Genomic DNA, 18,102 nt, shown 5'->3' with positions numbered 1-18,102 from the left:
ACGTATGGGGAAAACATTATTTATTGCCGAAAAGTCGAAGGTAGCTGTTGAATTATTAAAATCACCTAGATTTAGAAACTCACAAAGGTATTCAGGGAGCAAGCCATATTATGGCTACTATGAAAATGAAAATTACATAATTAGTTGGTGCCGAGGACATTTATTAGAACTAAAATATCCAGAGGAAATGGATGAGAGATACAAAGAGTTTAAATTTGAGCACTTGCCAATTATTTTAGAGCCGGAATATAAAGCAAAATCGGATAGTCTTGAACAAATTGAGATACTGGTTAAGTTGTTAAATCGTCCCGATGTAGATCATGTGGCAAACGCCTGTGATGCGGATAAGGAAGGTGAGCTTATCTATCGTGAAATAGTTGAATATGCAGGTGTGAACAAGCGAGAATCACGCCTGTTTATCTCTTCTTATGAAGCCGCAGAACTAGAGGGAGCCTTGAACCGATTAGAACCAGGAGCAGATTATGATGGACTTGCTCAATCCGCTAAAGCGAGGCAATACCTGGATTACATTCTAGGAATTAATGTTACGAGAGGTTGTACATCCAAACTAGCAAAAAATCAATTTTTATTGGCTTCTGGTCGTGTTCAAATGTGTATCTTGAATGAAATCCGTCAGAGGGAAATCGCTATCCAAAATTATAAAGAACAAACCTATTACAATTTAAAGCTACTAACGGAAAACGGTTTATCACCAGTAATGAAAACAGAAGAGCAACTGATAGATCCATCGCCACTACAAAAGCTTGGAGATAGCTTGAAAGAAACGAATGTAATCGTAACGGAATTTAAAGAGAGTACGAGAAAAAAGAAACCAAAGTTATTATATAACTTAACGGATATCTACAAAGATGCTCACGCCAAACTGAAAATAAATGCGGAAACAGCAAAAGAACATATTCAGAGCTTGTATGAAGAAGGTTTTATCACATACCCACGTTCTTCATCCAGGCACTTACCTACAGAACAAGTTGAACGAGTGAAAGAAGTAATGGCAGCATTAGAAAAAAACGCCTATGCAAATCTCGTACAACAAATAATTCCATCTTCTATTACAAAAAAACATACTACATTTAATGATGAATTAGTCAGTAGTCACTTTGCCATCATCCCAACAACAAAATTATATGTCGGGACCAACCGAAATCCATTAGAAAAACAGTTATATGACTTGATTGTAAAACGATTTATCGGGAATTTTATGAAACCAGCAATCTACCTGGTAAGAGAAGTACATTTTATAGATCAAGAGGGCAACACATACAGTACAAAAGAGAAGATCCTACAAGAGAAAGGGTTTCTAAGTGTGTTTCAAGAGGATATAGAAGAGGGATCAGTTGAAGCATTTCAGATACCTATTTTACGAGAAGGAGATTCTTTCAGAATCGTTCAGTATGAATTGATTGAGTCTCGAACAAAGAAACCAGCCTTTCATACGGAAAGTTCCATTTTAACCTTTATGGAAACGGCAGGACGTAAATTAGATGATGAACATTTGAAGGAACTCATGAAAGGAAAACGGATTGGGACAGTGGCAACGGAAGAAACCTTTATTCCGAAACTGTTAGATCGTAGCTATATTGATGTCACCAATAATCAAATTCGAACTACACCTATTGGTCGTGCGTTTATAGATGCTTTTCCGGTAGATACAATTAAAAATCCAGCTTATACGGCTGAAATGGAAGGGATGATTTACATGATTGAAAAGAACGAAATGAAATATGAGGAATTTGTAGAGAAAACAAATACATTTGTAAAAGACACGGTAGAACAACTAGGCGCAATGGATGATAAGGTGTCGGATAGCATTATTAATACTTGGAATCAACAAATTGAGGTGTGCAAATGCCCTTGTAAAAAAGGAAAGATCCTTCATAAAGGCAACTTTTACGGGTGCAGTAATTATCCGGAATGTGAAATCTCCTTACCGAAAAAAATTAAAGAAAAAGCGATTCCGGAAGCGCAAGCGAAAAAGCTGTTTGAGGATAAGAAAACGGATCTTTTAAAAGGATTTAAGTCCAATGAGAAGGAGTTTTCCGCTTATCTAGTGTTACATGAAGGGAAAGTGAAATTTCAGTTCCCAACACAAGAGGAGCTGTCATTTGGTAAATGTCCAAAATGTAAAAAAGGGGATATGCTTCATCGTAAAACATTTTATGGATGCACGGAGCATAAAAATGGATGTGATTTTATGTTACCAGCCAAGATGAAAGGGAAAGCAATCCCTGGTAATCAGATGAAAAAGTTAATTCAGTATAAAACAACGGATTTTATCAACGGCTTTCAAGGAGAAAAGGGAGAATTTACAGCAGCTATCTATATGGAAGCGGACGGAAGTTTAAAATTCCGTTTTCCAACGACTGAAGATCGTACCATTGGCAAATGTCCATTATGTAAAAGTAGAGTTCTTGTAGGGAAAAGTAATTACTTATGTGAGAAATACAAAAAAGGCTGTGACTTCATTATTTTTGGTACATTCTCTGGTAAAAATCTAAGTAGTAACCATGTGAAAAAGTTATTAGAAAAGAATGTAACGGATCAGATTAAAGGGTTTATCTCGAACAAAAACGGGAAAAAATTTGACGCTCATTTATCATACAGCGTACAGGAGAAGTGATTAAAATTCTTATTCAACAAATAAAAATTGAATGTATGTAAAAGAGGACTAGGAAACGGAATAGTCCTCTTTTTTATTTCATTTTATAGAGTAAAGGGGGGATTCCGTAATGGCACATGTCAGTACGGAGGATGCGATGAAAGCAAGAAAAGTTGACTTGATTTCATATCTGGAAGCAAAAGGAGAAACGTTTAAGAAAGAGGGAAACTATTACCGTCATACGGAACATGACAGTCTCATCGTTAAAGGGAATCAATACGCCTGGAATAGTCGTGGCGAAAAGGGCTATGGAGCGATTAGCTTTGCGATGATGTACTATGAAATGACATTTCCGCAAGCTGTATTAGACATCAATAAAGGGGATTACAAAGAGTTTGATCGTTCAAAAGCTGAAGAGGAACGCAAAAAAGAGCAGCAGCCTTTCATCTATCCGAAACACTTAGAGGTGCAGAAACAAACAGAGATCAAGCAGTACCTAATTGATGAAAGAAAAATAGATCCTCGCCTGGTGAACTGGTTGATTAATAAGGATCTTATCGTCCAGGATAAGAAAAACAATGTCGTGTTCAAATGGAGAGAAGAAGGTGGCAAAGGGCAAGTAATAGGAATGAACCGTCAAGGTACTGTCAAAATGGAGAATAAAAGGGGAAGCTTTAAGCAAATTGTCCCGAATTATGAAAAAATCAATGCCGGTTTTACGGTTGATGTAGGTAAACCGGATAAGATTTATTTTTATGAAGATCCAATCGACATGTTATCTCATTGGAGTATCAAGCAAAATAAGATACAAAACGCTCGCCTGGTTTCTATGCATGGATTGAAGTCCAAAACAGTGATTCAATCTTTAATGGATGCCAAAAAAGAAGGGCACGATATTAAAGAGGTCATAATGGCAGTTGATAATGATAAGGCTGGGAAAGACTTCATTCAGACAATGAAATGCTTTGTAGATCTTAAAGAGGATATTCCAACGAATGAAAAAGATTGGAACGACGTCCGGAAGAAACAAGTGAGTGAGCAACAGGCAAAAGAAACAGCCCAACCAAAGAAAATGAAACCAATTAAAGAGGTGGAGCGAAGTGTCTAATCTACCAGAAATGCCAAACATATTACAAATTTTGATGTATGGTTTTTTCCTTTATGTTCTTTTTCGTATTTCTAAATTTATGTACCGAAAGATCCAGGAGCGAAGAATATTAAAGCGAATGGCTAAGTCTGGTATTCGTTATATAGATAAAATGGACGGCCATCAATTCGAAGTATACCTAAAAGCTCTCTTTCGACAGTTGGGCTATTCTCCAACAGTCACAAAGCAGTCAAATGATTTTGGAGCGGATCTGGTATTGAAGGGGAAGCATCGTATTGTAATCCAGGCGAAACGTTACGGGATGAAAAATAGAGTTGGCATCAGTGCTGTACAAGAGATATATGCAGCACAAGCCTATTACAAAGCACATGAGGGCTGGGTTGTAACAAACAGTGTATATACAAGACAAGCAAAGGAATTAGCGGAAGCTTGTCATGTAAAACTAATAGATCGTGTAGAACTTCAGAAGTTGATTAATAAAATTAATCCCGAATATTCGGCTAAAGATGTGTATCAAGGGGTAAAACCTGCAGAACGGAAATGTCCAACATGTAAGCATGATTTAGTGATTCGTAATTCAAATAAAACAGGAAATAAGTTTTTTGGTTGTTCTCAATATCCGACATGTACTCACACAGAACCAATCAATACATGAGCTGTGATGAAAATCCAGCTCTTTTGTTATTTTTAGGAATTAACTTTAAAAAATCATACTTTCATCAAAAAACGGCTTCTCAGATTTCGATATAACCAATGTTTATTTAAAAGTGAATGACATAAGACCTAAATAACAAAGGATTTGTTGTAAGCGGAAATAAGTGGTTTAAAGTGAATTAAGGATGTTATAAAGAATTTTTTATAAAATATCTGAAAAACAAATAAATAACCTTGTAAGGTTGATTATTTTGTTGTAAAATAACCTTACAAGGTTATTTATAGAGATAAGGAGTGAGAATATTGGAGAATACAGTAAAAGAAATCATTGATGATTTAGAGTATCTGTTCAGAAATGGAGAAATTGGCATGGAAGTAAGTAATTCGGTTTACTATCAGAGGTTTTGTAAAGTACTGGATGCAACAGAAATGCGCTATGATTTACACATTCATGAATATGATGAAGATTCCCTAGTTGTTAAATTAGTGTAAAATACAAATGTTTTAAGGGATTAATTTTCTTTAAGTATAAAAAGGGAATAGGGAGGAAAAGGATATGAAAATTGGTACATCTGAATGGCTTTCTCTTAGTAAGGATATTAAGCTGAAGTTGATCCGTTTGGCTGTCATAGATAGTAAATATAAACAAGCAAAATAAAAACCCTTCATTTGCTTAACAGCAAACAAAGGGCTTAGTTAATGAGTGACTGAAGTAGAAGGAAATCTAGTCCATTTCCTTCTTTATTTATTGTAACATAAAAGGAAAAGCACAAACAAAGGAGAATTCCCATGAAAGAAATTGATAAATACATGACACCATCTGAAGCAGCTTTTTATTGGGGGATTCCTCGTGAGACAATTAAGAATAAATATAGCCCCTCTCTAATGAACGAGAAGCAAATAAATGATTTAGAGCGCATGTTACAAGAAGGTTTAGTGAAGTATTTTTTGCACCCTGAAGGGAAGCGTAAGGAATGGATTATAAGCCGACAGGCAATGTATGAATGGTTTGGAGAACCAAAAGACAAGTAGGAAAGGGGGATAATAATGCAAGAGGAAACATTTTCTCTCTGGGGAGGATTCAAGAGTGCATTTCGTTTGATTATTTGGTTTTGGATCGTTATGTTTTTGCTATTTGGTGAAAGCTTGCTACAATAGAATGGAGTCGAATAGAAATACCCTTAGGCAGCTTTCATAGATTTATGGTCTATGGGGGCTTTTAATTAGAACTTGAAATAATTTCACGTACCGTATCTATTAATAAAAAATATATAGAACAAAATACTAGTCCACATACAATTCTTATCCCTATACATGGGGGAGCACCAGATGCCCATCAAGCTAAGAAAGGCAAATACTCCAAACGAAAAAAAATTGACATCTCCAGGTGAGGTACCGCCAGCATTTCGGAAAAACCCCACGCTAAGAGCATGCAAGATTTTATGCAAAAAATCGGGAGACATAGGGAACTATGGGGAGGCCAAAAGGCGCACCAAAATAGGAATGTATAAAAAAATGCATAGATCCATCGAACAAAAAAGGAGGTTCCCTTATGAGAGTAGGGGTTCCTCCTTGTCCTTGCTACCAATAATAGGACGTTATGTTAACCTTACATGAATACCATATACAAACAAAATTACACAACATATCACTTCTTTCGAATGGTACAATTAGGAAAAAGGGGGAGAAGTAATGCAAAATCTAGAAATAAAAGAGATTAAACTACTTGATAAAGATATTGAAGAGCTTTCTGAACTTTTGAAAACCGTAGTAGATGATGGAGCGTCAATAGGTTTTTTACCTCCACTGGAACAAGAAGAATCGACAAAGTATTGGCAAACTGTTTTAGCACCAGAGGTGATATTGTTTATTGCCAAAATAAACAATAAAGTGGCAGGCAGTGTTCAATTGCATTTAATTACAAAGCCGAATGGAATCCACAGAGCTGAAATTTGCAAGTTAATGACTCATCCAAGCTTTAGACGTAACGGTATTGGACGTTCACTTATGCAAAAAGCAGAAGAAAGAGCAAAACAAGAAAGCAGGTCTCTTTTAGTATTAGATACTAGAGAAGGAGATCCTTCCAATAGATTGTACAAGTCGTTAGAATATCAAGAATCCGGCAAAATACCGGGGTATGCAATTTCTCCGAATGGTGAATTAGATGCAACGGTTATTTATTATAAATTTATTTAGTTTTTTATTTGAAAAAAGAGATAGCTTTTAAATGACATTATTGATATTTATTTTTGTGATGAATATTTGCAAGTAAGTTCCGTAAATAAATATTTAACTTCCGCTAACGAGAATTATGTAAAAGAGCTGTCCAAATGGATGGCTTATTTTATTTTTGCTTAGCGTGGTTTTTTTCCAAAATGCTGGCGGTACCCCTCGTATAAAAAATGCAAAAAATAACAAAAGATACATAACATTTAGCAGCAATCATCCCAACCGTTTTGTGTGCGATGCCCCCTTTTGCAGATAACAATCTTTAAAAAAATGCATGTTATCTGCATGTTATCTGCACTTTATCTTTACATTAAACTTTTATCATATAGTCGTACCCAAAAGGTATGACAGAATTTCAGAAGGTTAACCAAAGAGAATTTTATCAATATACCACATGCATTTTTATATTTGTAGGGGTTTTATAACACTCACGGTTTAACCAAGTCTATAAATTGTTAACATATTCACTAAAAATAAGTTGACCTAGGAAGAGTTTTTTTTTGAAAAAAAATAATTTTATATCTTATCCTGATATTTATAGGTTTTGTATCAGTTTATTTTTTATTAGGTCCAAAATTAAAAGGAAATCTTAATAAAAATTGAAATTCAGAAAAAGTTATAATCATAGATCCAGGACACGGAGGAACGAATGAATTCACAACAATTCCAAACAGATATAGCCTCTGGAATTGTTAATGGTGTTATAGAATATTTTAAAAAATAGTAGTCTAGTTAAATTAGACTACTAAACCAAAAATAAAGTTCAGTATATAATTAAAAATTTCAATTTTACTGAATAAATTTATTCAGTAGAAAATATATAACTAAAGGTTACTAGAAAGGACATACTAGAATGTTTACAAAAGGACTAAAAACAACGGTGATTATATCAATAGTTGCTTGTATCACACTAGGTATTTTTATGTTTCAATTCTTCACATCACCTGCCAAAGGGGTAATGAACCAAGAAAATACTGTTCAACTGGCAAGTGAGCAAACAAAGGGCGAAATGAAAAAAACAGCACCAGATCAATATAATGGTCAGGTTCGTAAAGTAGCATATTTAACATTTGATGATGGACCAAGTCAATTTCAAAAAGAAATCTTAGATATTTTAAAGAGTAATAATATAAAAGGAACTTTCTTTATGATTGGTGGAAATATCCCAGCTCATAAAGAAAGTGTAAAACGCTTAGTAAATGAAGGGCATTATCCAGGTGTTCATAGTATGACACACGATTTTGGAAAACTGTATACGCAAGGAAAATTTGTTGAAGAAATGCAACAAGCGCAAAATATCATGAAAGAAGTAACTGGAACTCATCCAAATCTTGTTCGTTGTCCATATGGGAGTATGCCCGGACTTAAACAAGAATTACGGGATAAAATGGTAAATGTCGGCATGAAAGAGTGGGATTGGACAATAGATTCTTCAGATTGGCGGTTCTCAGGAAATCCAGATGCTGTTGTTCAAAAAACAATTTCTCAGGTTAAGGAAAATCGCGAAGTAATTTTAATGCATGAAAAACCACAGACAGTACAGGCGTTGCAAAGAATTATTGATGATCTTCGTAGTAAAGGTTATGAATTTGAAGTATATGATGAAGCTTCTCATTTCCCATTAAATTTTTGGAAGGATAATCGCATCTAAGTAGGAGGAATTGCAGATGATATATAGAAACCTTGCATTTATTACAGTTTTATCAGTAACTTTGCTGTCAGGCTGTTTAGGACAAAAACCAGAAGAAAAATTATATGTAGCATTTGAAAATGCTGCAAAGCAAGAAAAGACAATGTATGAAGATACGAAAAAATTAGCAGAATTAGAAAAGCAAGGACAAGAGTTATATACTCAAATTACACTTGAAGGAAAAGAGAACAATCAAGTAGTGAAAGAAAAGTTAGATCAAGCTGTAACAAACATAAATGATCGTGAAAAAGTATTAGAGAAAGAGAAAGCGACCTTAGAAAATGCACAAAATGAAGTGAAGTCTGTTGATAAATATATAAAAAAATTAGAAGATAAGAAATTACAAGAACAGGCTGAAAAAGTTCAAGATATGTATAAAAATCGTGCTGAATCTTTCAAGAAATTACATGATGACTATAAAAACTCATTACAATTAGAACAAGAACTGTACAAAATGCTACAAGCAAAAGATGAAAAACTAAAATCAATTAATGAAAAAATAAAAGTGGTTAATCAATCTTATGAACAAATCCATTCAGATCAGGATAGTTTTAATACATACACGAATGAATATAATAAGAAGAAATTAATCTTTTATAAGCACGCAAATATTAATATTAAAGAAGTCAAAAGATAAATCGATTGTAAAAAATGAATTGTATTTCTTATAGGAATTTTTTACAATCCAAGTTCCTCAAGCCAAATTGTTGCTAATCAAGAGCAATTTGGCTTTTTGCATTCAATAATCATTTTATTTAGATTTGGAATATAAAATATTAGAAGCAATAGATAGGAACGAAACATTGTCCTTATTTGAAGAAAACGAAGTTCATTTAGTTATTTTTGATATTATGTTATCCAAAGCAGATGGATGGACTGTTTAAGGTGTCAAATTTCACTACGTTGACGGCTCGCGTTGATGAAGCTGATACGTTACTAGGATTTAAGTTAGGGACAGATAATTACGCAACAAAACCTTATATTCCCCTATTATTACTTGCAAGAACGAAACAACTATTCGACAGTCGGACCTTTAAAAAAGAATTATTCAATTCATATATTATCTAGTACTTGTATTCATGTACACTTCCTATTACCTATAGCCACACTAGAAAGAAAAGACATTAGCTTGACTCATACGGAATTACATACATAATGCCAAATTAAGGTATAGTCATTACCAGAGAGCGCACTTAATTACAAAAATTGTGGCTATGAATTTGTTCGTGATGATTGTATAGTAAATTGCGCAATAAATCGGATGATAAATCTAAGAGAATTATAACCATCGTTCCAGCGAGTTGTAAATTGGAGGATAAAGTATGAAAAGAGGAATTGTATTAAAATTATTTATGCTAACAACAGTGTTGTGTATGTTGATCTTGGCAACCATTTTTGTTGGACAAACAATATTCTTTAAACAATTTTATGCGAATAAAAAAGTGGATGATATTAAAACAAACATGGGTTCTTTTGAAACAGATTATTTAAAAAGTGAAGGAAATTCACAAGTCATTCAAAAGTTAGAACAAGATTTCTATCGAGAACATAATACATGGATTACAACATTAGATAGTAAGGGGAATTTAAAGAATGTAAATGATTTTTATATAGAAGTAAAATTAGATCAGTCTAAAAATAAAGAAAATCAATTCGCTAATTCTACAATTTCTATACCACTGTATAATTTCAAGGTTGCGGACGATCATACGAGGAATATTTCAAATGAAATATTCCCTTTAGGTGAAACAGTTACTGTAAGAGGGATACAAAAAAATGCTACGTTCATTCCTTATTCTGTATTCTTCAAAACAGCAACTCCAAATTTGATAAATCCGGCATTAGAAAAAAAAATAAATGAAATTGTACAAAAACTTAAAAATAAATATAGTTCTAAAGAGTACTTTGAAGAAGAGAAGCTTGAACTTAAAAAAGAACTTGATGAACAAGTACCTCAAAAATATATAGAAGGGAAAATTACAAAGGTTCAACTTTCGGCTGACAGTACACAATCGAATTTTGCTTATACAAATAACTTATTTATGGAAAGGATACAAGAGTTTCAGGCAGACTTATTGCTAAATGAAAAGAATACTAACTATGATTCATTACAAGAAATAGATTATGAGCAGAATGATATTAAATATAAGCTCATAATAAAACCCATAAAGGATAAAAGCGGTGCAATAACATACATTTTCTCAATGACTTCGTTGCAGCCGGTTGATGAAGCTGTACAAATGATAAAAGAGTATTATGTCTATATTATTATGTTTGTGTTGCTTCTGATTTTTCTAGCTTCTTTTTACTATTCAAAAAAGATTGCAAAGCCTTTATTACAAATAAACAAGACAACCAAAAAAATTGTAAACTTAGATTTCTCGGAAAGGGTTCCAGTCATGTCAAAGGATGAAATCGGTGATTTATCTCAAAATATTAATTTACTTTCAAATACATTACATTCGCATATTGAGCAGTTACAGCAAGACATAGAGAAAGAAAAGAAATTAGAACATACAAGAAAAGAGTTTATTTCAGGGGTATCGCATGAGTTAAAAACACCTCTAAGTATTATGAAAAGTTGTATTTCTATTTTAAAAGATGGTGTTGCAAGTCATAAGAAAGAGTATTACTTTAAGGCAATGGAAAAAGAAGTGGATAAGATGGATATGTTAATTGTGGATATGCTTGAGTTAGCAAAATTTGAATCTGGTACGTATAAAATGCAGATGGATGTTTTTTATATTGACCAAGCCATTCAGCATATTTGTGAACAATTATCTATGGAGATAACAAAAAAGCAATTACATGTTCACGCACATCTTTCTGCAATTGAAGTCATTGCAAATTACCATCGTATAGAACAAGTACTCACAAACTTTATCACAAATGCTATTCGTTACACGCCAGAAAAAGAAAATATTATTATTTCTACAATAGATGAGCCAAGTCGCATAAAAGTTTGTATAGAAAATAAAGGTGCCCATATTGAAGAAGATCAATTAGATAAAATTTGGGATCGTTTTTACCGGGTTGATACAGCTCGTCAACGCTCACAAGGTGGAACAGGTCTTGGACTTGCCATTTCAAAAAATATTTTAGAACTTCATGGAGCTGAGTATGGGGTCCATAATACAGTTGATGGCGTGTTGTTTTATTTCTATTTACAGAAAAAAGTGTAGAACGGAGGTTCTACACTTTTTTCATTTATTTTGATGGTATCTTTACCTTTTCCTTAACATAAAAAGAATAGGTTCGTTTGTTTCTAAATGTACAAAATTCCCGAAATAATCTGGTGAGTTCTGGTGCAAAAAGATACTATTTCACTTAATACGTAGTTGTGCTTCAGCATCAAAGAAATGTACATGGTCCATGTTAAATACCAGTTGCGTTTGATAATCATTACGTGTATCTAAACGTACAATGAAGAATTGATGGCTCTGGTGCAAAAAAACAAAGCCTCTTGCAAGTAATCTCCTAAACTTGGATATACTGATACTAGTACTTTAAAAAAGAACAGATTGATTTACGGTACCAGTCTGTCCAAAATCAAAAAGAATTCACCCATCAATTGTTTGAACTTGTAGCATAAGATACAAGTCCCTTAGGAATATATGCATTTTATTCTTTTTTGCACCAAAACGGTTACTACTTCCACGGTGTTTCTGTTTTATGCTCAATAACTTGTAATACGTTGGGCTCAATATCCTTTAACATTTCTTCCTTTGAACGGTTGCTTTTAGGAGTTTCTCCATTTTGTTCACCTTCAATTTGTACGTCAATCTGTGTGTTTGAAATCACATCAATCACTTGTTGTTTAGAAATATTTTTATCTGCCGCAATCTCTACAACAGTTTTACCTTTAGCTAATTCTTGTTTTAAATCTGTTGCGCTAATTTTTAATAAAGAAAATAGTTTTGCATCGTTTAAATAGAAATCAGCAGTATAATCAGGCTTCCCATTTGTAGAAAATAAACCTTCTACTTTAATACTTGGAGGTGTAGGTTCTCCTTGTAATACTGATTCAATTTCTTCAGAAGTTGGTGCTTTTATTGTTTTTTCTACCGAAACATTTTCAGTTGAGGCTTTTGTTGTTACTGAATCATTTTTTTCTTTTTGAGCTGCATAGGTACTACCAGCTCCTACTAATAATGCTGTTGAAATACCTAGTGTCGTTAATAATTTCGCATTAAATTTTGCCATATTATTTCCTCTTTTCCTTGTTTTAATATGTGTTACAAGTACAAATATAATTGGATCCTGTAAAGATGAGATGCAGATGATATAAAGCTGAAATGGATTTTTCGCCACAAATCTTATATCTAGTAGGGGTAAGGCAACATGCCCATCAACTTAAGAAAAGTAAACACCCCAAAAAGAAAAAATGAGCTGAATTCTCAAAATAACAAACTGTAGAAAAAGAGAATTTTCATTTAGGGGTACAGCCGAGATACGTGTAAAAATAGGTTATAGGCTTACTTTTATTTCCAATCTGGTTTTTTATAAAATTCCTTTATTCGTCTAAGCTTTCATTTTCGCTTGTCATGTAAACAAACGTTTAGGTGACAAATGAGAACCAGGATAAAACAAACATATAAGGGTGTTTTTGCCCATCCCCCGAAAAGTAGGAATAAGTGGTTTATGTAACAATAGAACCAAATAGTGTTGGTTATCATATAGGATTTCTTGTACCAGGGATAACGTCAGGAAAATACGGATTTACAACGTTAAGAAAACTACAGCATAGAAAAATCGATTCCTTTACGTTTAGGAACCGATTTTTAATTTGGCTTATTAAGCTAACGCCACCGTTAGTTTTATTAAAGGACATTTATATAGAAAGCAGATTAATATTTTATTTGTATTCTCATATGAACTATCATTAATTGACAAGTACTATTTGCCCTAACTCTGATACCAATATAAAGCGAGGTCATTCATTGTTGAAGCGTGCCCCTGTTGTCTTAGCATGGTTGTTATGTTACCTCGATGGTAGGTACCATGGTTAGCAACGTGAAATACAATTTCTGAGTATGCAGTCTCTCTAGCACCTGACCAAGGATTATTCAAATTAATTTTTTGTTCTAAATCTTTTTGGCTATTCATCCATTCTTCATACTGTGAAGCTAGTTCTTCGAAATACTTAATAAATTCATCTACAGAATATAAATTAGTCTTTTCTAATAATGCCATAGAAGCTTCCAATGCTTCTTGCATACCAATTCCTTTAAGTACTTGTAACCACATAACATCTACTACATAGATATGGCTAAACGTTTGAGCAATATTTGGATATGAACTATTAGCCTCTTTATATAGGACATTGCTTGGTAATTCTTTTATTCTTTCTAGTAACACCTTATTAGCCCAAAGATGGTACTTATACATATTTTTTGCATGGTTCATTTAACATCTACTCCTTTAGTTCTGGTTTTTTAAAAGTTGATATCTAGATTATAAAAAAAGATATATGACAGCAGCTTGTCATATATCTTCATAAACTTTTATTATTTTTTTTGCTTCATCTATTAAAATTGATTGCAGTTCCATCGGTTTTACAATTTTAGCACCGCTACCAAAGCTTAAAAGAATCGATTTAAGCCATCCAGCCTGTAGAGGCTGATAAACACAAATTGTAATTGTCATACTTCCGTCATCGTTAATGGTTTTTGAAGAATTCTGGAATTGATCTAATACTTCTGCTAAGGAATTAGGACTCACCCAGATTACTACATCCTCAAACCCCACCAGATTACGGTTCGAATAAAATGCTTCGTCTTTAATTTCGTGATGTTTTAGAAACTTTTCTTGTGTCAGAGTTACATCCATCATACGTGATAATCTAAATTCTCTATAATTCTGACGTTCTCTACAATAACCATACATATACCAGTTACGGAACTTATAATGAAGGTGAATAGGTTCTACTTCACGAGATGTAAATTCATTTTTATTACTTACATAATTAAAGTGTATTACCTTTTTTTCATGTATAGCTTTTCGCAGATTCATTAATGAATTGGGTTCTGTTCTATGGCTTTCCAAGTCAACCAATAAAGACTTATTATTACTGTTTGTATCCAGTACTTTTAGTCTATCTATCGTATGTTCAATTTCTGTATCTTTAAAAATATTCGATAAACTACTTAATACTGTAATTATATTCAGAATGTCATAAGAACCCATTAAGCTTTTATCAAATTTGTATCCCTTTATTATACCGAATCCCCCGTTAGTCCCTTGGTAAGAAACAACTGGTATTCCAGCAGCACAAATAGCTTCGATGTCCCTATAAATTGTCCGTGGTGATACTTGAAATTCATCAGCTAAACTAGAAGCTGACAAAATTTCATTATTTAAGAGCTTGAATATGATTGATATCAAACGTTCTAATTTCAATTCTCATTTCCTTCCCTTAATAATTGATTAAGCGACCATTGTCATTCCATTGACCGTACATTTTATTTTCCCTGGTATTTTCAATAAACTTATCCAATCTTTTATTAAAAATATTAGGTTCATTTCTATAACTTTGTATCGTATCAATTCTAATCCTTCTGTATAGATCAGGAAAATTAATGAAGTTTTGATATAATTGGTCATCTTCTTTCAGACGAGTTTCAATATCTGCATCTATAGTAAAAGATTCAGGTCGCATATCAGGAAGAACTCTCAGTCCTTCTTCTTTCATCAAACCTAATTGATATAATCTCCTTACTCTTTCCTTATTTAATTCTGTCCAATTACTGTTTTTCTTTCTTGGGGAAAGCCTTTGAGCAAGTTCAGTATCTGATATTTTCTTCTTTATGCCATCAATCCAACCAAAACATAGTGCCTCTTCAACTGCATCTAAATACTGAATCACTTCTGATTGTTCAGTTATACTTACTATCACCCAACAAAATCTTTCTGTTTTTGAATTTTCTTCAAGCCAATCTCTTAATTCCCACCTTGTCGTAACTCTAAGTAAATTCTCTATTTCCATTTTTAAAATTATCCTTTCTAAAATGAATATATGTCCTAAATAGGGGTCACCATACATCGCCATCAAGCTAAGAAAAATGGATTACCCCAAAACGATAAAAATGATTAGAGACCCTGATTTTTTATACAAGTCAGAAAAATCAGGGCTATTTTTAAAAGATTAAGGATTATTGAGTAAGCAATAGTTAATTGATTAGGCCAGTATTTTTATCCTTCACTAATAAAGGGAGCAATTATTTTTTTTTCATAAGAAGATAACACAATATTCGTTGAAGGCGTACCATATTGCATTGTATCATCAATAAATTGTTCTAAGCTTTCTACAGAATATGTTGCTAATTTGATAATATAGCTAATTTCCCCTGCTACTCTGTAACATTCAAGTACATCTGGATGATTATAGCAAAAGTTAGCTAATGATTTACAATCCTTTGATTTAAACAATATAAGTGCAGAAATTGGACGGTTTATTTTTTTTAGAGAAACATGTGCATGGTAACCTTCAATAATTTGTTGCTCCTCTAACTTCCGTACTCGCTCAGTTACTGACGGAGAAGATAAGTGAACGGCTTCTGCTAAATCCTTCATTGAAATTTTTGCATTTGACTGTAATAATCCCACGATTTTTTTATCAACTTGATCCATAAATTATCCAACCTTTTTTTATAAGATAGAATAACTTAAATTCTTTATATAATAAAGCTAAACAATCGAATATCCTTATTGAACTTATTTATCAGCCTTCTATATTTATATAAAATAAGGATATCAGGAGGCGATTTTCGATATGAAAAAGATTTTATTATTATTAGCTGATGGATTTGAAGCAGTAGAAGCTAGTGTATTTACAGACGTACTAGGTTGGAATAAATGGGAGGGAGATGGATCAACCGAGGTCGTAACAGTTGGTCTTCGGAATAAATTAACCTGTACTTGGAATTTTACTGTCATACCCGAAAAAACGGTTGATGATATTCAATTAGATGAGTTTGATGCACTAGCTATTCCAGGAGGTTTTGAAGAAGCTGGTTTTTATCAGGATGCATACAGTAGAGAATTCTTAAATGTTATTCAACATTTTTATGCCAAGCAGAAGCCTATTGCCAGTATCTGTGTTGCATCATTAGCACTTGGAAAAAGTGGAATTCTTATAGATAAAAAAGCCATCACATACAGTCATCCAACGAGTAAACGAAAAGAGCAGTTAAAGAATTTCGGTGCAATAGTACAAAATGATTTAATTGTTCAAGATGGAAATATTATTACATCTTCAAATCCAGGTACAGCTTTTGATGTTGCATTTTTATTACTTGAAAAATTAACATCTAAAAAGAACGCTAAACATGTTAAGGATCTTATGGGATTTTAGGCATTGATCTTCAACAAAGGGGTACTTTGCGATTTTTTGGAGCTTGCTAGAAGTAATGTGAAAAATCGCCATGCTCTAGTTCTATTTGTTGAACCAAATGAAAAGAATAGTAATTAACTAAAATAGGAGAATTTTTATGATTGTAACACTTTTTACGTATATTTTGTTAGGTTTATCTTTATCAATACCTGCAGGTGCTATGACTGTCCAAATGACCAAACAAGGAATAAGAAATGGTTTCGTACATGGTTGGTTTGTAGGTATAGGAGGAATGACTGTAGATTTATCTTTAATAGTCCTGATTTATCTAGGGTTCTCTAGTGTATTAACCACTCCATGGGTAGAAGCAGTTATGTGGCTACTAGGTTTTGGGTTTTTAATGTTTATTGGAATAGAAAGTATTAAAGAAGCAAAGTCAGAAGTTAACATAGAGGGAGAAGATCCTAATAAATCTTTATTAACAGCTTATTTATCTAGTTTTATGATTGCTATATCACCGGCTAATATTGTATTTTGGATAGGGGTCTTTGGTCCGGTTCTAGTCTCTTCATTAGGTAATGCAAGTACATCTACATTTATATTAATAGCTGTAGGTATTTTATTAGGTATCTTTATGCATGATATGGTCTTATTAGGCTTTGTTCATTTTACTAGACGTTTTCTAAATCCAACCTTTATTAAATGGGTATCTATATCTGCCGCAATAGTACTATTCGGATTTAGTGGTTATTTTGGTTACAAGTTTATAAAACAAGTAATTACTTTTATCTAAAAAGCATAACTCTTATAAACTTAAATATGGTGGTTATAATGTAAATGAAAAAGATGCGCATTTTAAACCCAAACGCAACGTAATTGCAAATATGTTATAATACGCAGGTACCCCCTCAGGAATTCGCTGATCCCTAGGTTTTTTTTAATTCCTTACACGTAGCCTTTAGAAAAAAGAGCACATAGGGATCACCTTACATGCTTATCAAGCTAATAATTTGAAGTATTCCCAAAACGAAGATTTTATCTCTTTATAGTTGTCCGTGGGAATTTAGTTCATTTTTTTCGTTTTGGGGGACAATGCATTTCTTAACTTGATGGCGATGGGGTCCCGCCAACAACACGCGAATTTCGTACGCCAAGGAATTTTCAAGGAAAAAAACTTGGTTTTACCATACGTTAAGAATGTTCCATAAACGATATTTAACCCTTTTTATGGTGCTTTGTTTTTGATAATGAGTTTTGGAACTAATTTTTGATTGTATTTCTATTAGTTTTATTAGAAATAAATGAAGTTCCTTAAACGAACGTTTATGTTACAAATATCACTGAAAAACAATGTTTAGTAAAAAATGTATTACTGTGACCTAGTTTTACACGTATCTCGTCTGAACCCCTTCTATTTTTTTGACCCAAAAACACATCGCATGCCAAATTTAGTAACTGCATATGTGGTAGAA

At 33.0% G+C, this 18,102-nt stretch carries 15 protein-coding genes and 3 pseudogenes; 13 read left to right on the top strand and 5 right to left on the bottom strand.

Annotation, left to right across the window (positions count from 1 at the left end):
- Positions 1–4: 4 nt before the first annotated feature.
- The 11 genes and pseudogenes from NSQ47_RS26385 to NSQ47_RS26335 form a co-directional block, all read left to right on the top strand.
- Positions 5–2,638: a type IA DNA topoisomerase gene (locus tag NSQ47_RS26385; RefSeq protein WP_341038649.1), complete on the top strand. Its 2,634-nt coding sequence runs from the start codon at positions 5–7 to the stop codon at positions 2,636–2,638.
- Positions 2,639–2,747: 109 nt separating this feature from the next.
- Positions 2,748–3,725 (top strand): DUF3991 and TOPRIM domain-containing protein, encoded by a 978-nt coding sequence (locus tag NSQ47_RS26380; protein WP_341038645.1) that lies wholly within the window; start codon positions 2,748–2,750, stop codon positions 3,723–3,725.
- Positions 3,718–4,380, top strand: a complete 663-nt coding sequence (locus NSQ47_RS26375) for a restriction endonuclease (RefSeq protein ID WP_341038643.1) — start codon at positions 3,718–3,720, stop codon at positions 4,378–4,380. The genes NSQ47_RS26380 and NSQ47_RS26375 overlap by 8 nt, the downstream gene beginning before the upstream one ends.
- Before the next feature lie 302 nt (positions 4,381–4,682).
- A complete protein-coding gene (locus tag NSQ47_RS26370; RefSeq protein WP_341038641.1) occupies positions 4,683–4,871 on the top strand; it encodes a hypothetical protein in 189 nt (62 codons plus the stop codon).
- A gap of 297 nt (positions 4,872–5,168) precedes the next feature.
- Positions 5,169–5,411, top strand: a complete 243-nt coding sequence (locus NSQ47_RS26365; protein WP_002139963.1) for a hypothetical protein — start codon at positions 5,169–5,171, stop codon at positions 5,409–5,411.
- Between the two features lie 660 nt (positions 5,412–6,071).
- Entirely contained in the window at positions 6,072–6,575 is a 504-nt protein-coding gene (locus NSQ47_RS26360) for a GNAT family N-acetyltransferase (protein WP_341038638.1), read from the top strand.
- 886 nt (positions 6,576–7,461) lie between these two features.
- Positions 7,462–8,259, top strand: a complete 798-nt coding sequence (locus tag NSQ47_RS26355; RefSeq protein WP_341038636.1) for a peptidoglycan-N-acetylglucosamine deacetylase — start codon at positions 7,462–7,464, stop codon at positions 8,257–8,259.
- A 16-nt stretch (positions 8,260–8,275) separates the two neighbouring features.
- Complete coding sequence (locus NSQ47_RS26350) at positions 8,276–8,935, top strand: YkyA family protein (RefSeq protein ID WP_341038635.1); 660 nt, start codon at positions 8,276–8,278, stop codon at positions 8,933–8,935.
- Between the two features lie 112 nt (positions 8,936–9,047).
- A pseudogene (locus NSQ47_RS26345) lies at positions 9,048–9,624 on the top strand (response regulator transcription factor); the annotation flags it as partial.
- The gene (locus NSQ47_RS26340) at positions 9,621–11,480 is read left to right on the top strand and encodes a sensor histidine kinase (protein WP_341038634.1); all 1,860 of its coding nucleotides are present in this window, start codon (positions 9,621–9,623) and stop codon (positions 11,478–11,480) included. The pseudogene NSQ47_RS26345 and the gene NSQ47_RS26340, both read left to right, overlap by 4 nt.
- A 326-nt stretch (positions 11,481–11,806) precedes the next feature.
- Positions 11,807–11,890 (top strand): annotated as a pseudogene (locus NSQ47_RS26335) (IS6 family transposase); the annotation flags it as partial.
- A gap of 56 nt (positions 11,891–11,946) precedes the next feature.
- Here the strand turns inward: NSQ47_RS26335 and NSQ47_RS26330 are convergent.
- The 5 genes and pseudogenes from NSQ47_RS26330 to NSQ47_RS26310 form a co-directional block, all read right to left on the bottom strand.
- Positions 11,947–12,291: pseudogene (locus NSQ47_RS26330) on the bottom strand (hypothetical protein); the annotation flags it as partial.
- 912 nt (positions 12,292–13,203) lie between these two features.
- Complete coding sequence (locus NSQ47_RS26325) at positions 13,204–13,704, bottom strand: DinB family protein (protein WP_059038295.1); 501 nt, start codon at positions 13,702–13,704, stop codon at positions 13,204–13,206.
- A 78-nt stretch (positions 13,705–13,782) separates the two neighbouring features.
- Entirely contained in the window at positions 13,783–14,697 is a 915-nt protein-coding gene (locus tag NSQ47_RS26320) for a helix-turn-helix transcriptional regulator (protein WP_341038633.1), read from the bottom strand.
- A 16-nt stretch (positions 14,698–14,713) separates the two neighbouring features.
- Positions 14,714–15,283 carry a YdeI/OmpD-associated family protein gene (locus NSQ47_RS26315; RefSeq protein WP_059038420.1) on the bottom strand — a complete coding sequence of 190 codons (570 nt, stop codon included), beginning with the start codon at positions 15,281–15,283 and terminating at the stop codon, positions 14,714–14,716.
- Between the two features lie 206 nt (positions 15,284–15,489).
- A complete protein-coding gene (locus tag NSQ47_RS26310; RefSeq protein WP_341038631.1) occupies positions 15,490–15,927 on the bottom strand; it encodes an Lrp/AsnC family transcriptional regulator in 438 nt (145 codons plus the stop codon).
- Between the two features lie 142 nt (positions 15,928–16,069).
- Here NSQ47_RS26310 and NSQ47_RS26305 point away from each other — a divergent pair, with 142 nt between their 5' ends.
- Positions 16,070–16,651: a DJ-1/PfpI family protein gene (locus NSQ47_RS26305; RefSeq protein ID WP_059038301.1), complete on the top strand. Its 582-nt coding sequence runs from the start codon at positions 16,070–16,072 to the stop codon at positions 16,649–16,651.
- A gap of 136 nt (positions 16,652–16,787) precedes the next feature.
- Entirely contained in the window at positions 16,788–17,423 is a 636-nt protein-coding gene (locus tag NSQ47_RS26300; protein ID WP_341038628.1) for a LysE family translocator, read from the top strand.
- Positions 17,424–18,102: the final 679 nt, after the last annotated feature.

The sequence above is a fragment of the Bacillus sp. FSL R10-2780 genome, assembly GCF_038006125.1.
GTDB lineage: Bacteria > Bacillota > Bacilli > Bacillales > Bacillaceae_G > Bacillus_A > Bacillus_A cereus_U.
Note: the sequence above shows the minus strand (reverse complement) of the source record. Positions and strands in the feature narration are given on the sequence as shown.

Coding starts and splice junctions, on each gene's coding strand:
- NSQ47_RS26385 (WP_341038649.1), top strand. CDS start 5: ATGGGGAAAACATTATTTATTGCCGAAAAGTCGAAGGTAGCTGTTGAA.
- NSQ47_RS26380 (WP_341038645.1), top strand. CDS start 2,748: ATGGCACATGTCAGTACGGAGGATGCGATGAAAGCAAGAAAAGTTGAC.
- NSQ47_RS26365 (WP_002139963.1), top strand. CDS start 5,169: ATGAAAGAAATTGATAAATACATGACACCATCTGAAGCAGCTTTTTAT.
- NSQ47_RS26360 (WP_341038638.1), top strand. CDS start 6,072: ATGCAAAATCTAGAAATAAAAGAGATTAAACTACTTGATAAAGATATT.
- NSQ47_RS26355 (WP_341038636.1), top strand. CDS start 7,462: ATGTTTACAAAAGGACTAAAAACAACGGTGATTATATCAATAGTTGCT.
- NSQ47_RS26350 (WP_341038635.1), top strand. CDS start 8,276: ATGATATATAGAAACCTTGCATTTATTACAGTTTTATCAGTAACTTTG.
- NSQ47_RS26340 (WP_341038634.1), top strand. CDS start 9,621: ATGAAAAGAGGAATTGTATTAAAATTATTTATGCTAACAACAGTGTTG.
- NSQ47_RS26325 (WP_059038295.1), bottom strand. CDS start 13,704: ATGAACCATGCAAAAAATATGTATAAGTACCATCTTTGGGCTAATAAG.
- NSQ47_RS26315 (WP_059038420.1), bottom strand. CDS start 15,283: ATGGAAATAGAGAATTTACTTAGAGTTACGACAAGGTGGGAATTAAGA.
- NSQ47_RS26310 (WP_341038631.1), bottom strand. CDS start 15,927: ATGGATCAAGTTGATAAAAAAATCGTGGGATTATTACAGTCAAATGCA.
- NSQ47_RS26305 (WP_059038301.1), top strand. CDS start 16,070: ATGAAAAAGATTTTATTATTATTAGCTGATGGATTTGAAGCAGTAGAA.
- NSQ47_RS26300 (WP_341038628.1), top strand. CDS start 16,788: ATGATTGTAACACTTTTTACGTATATTTTGTTAGGTTTATCTTTATCA.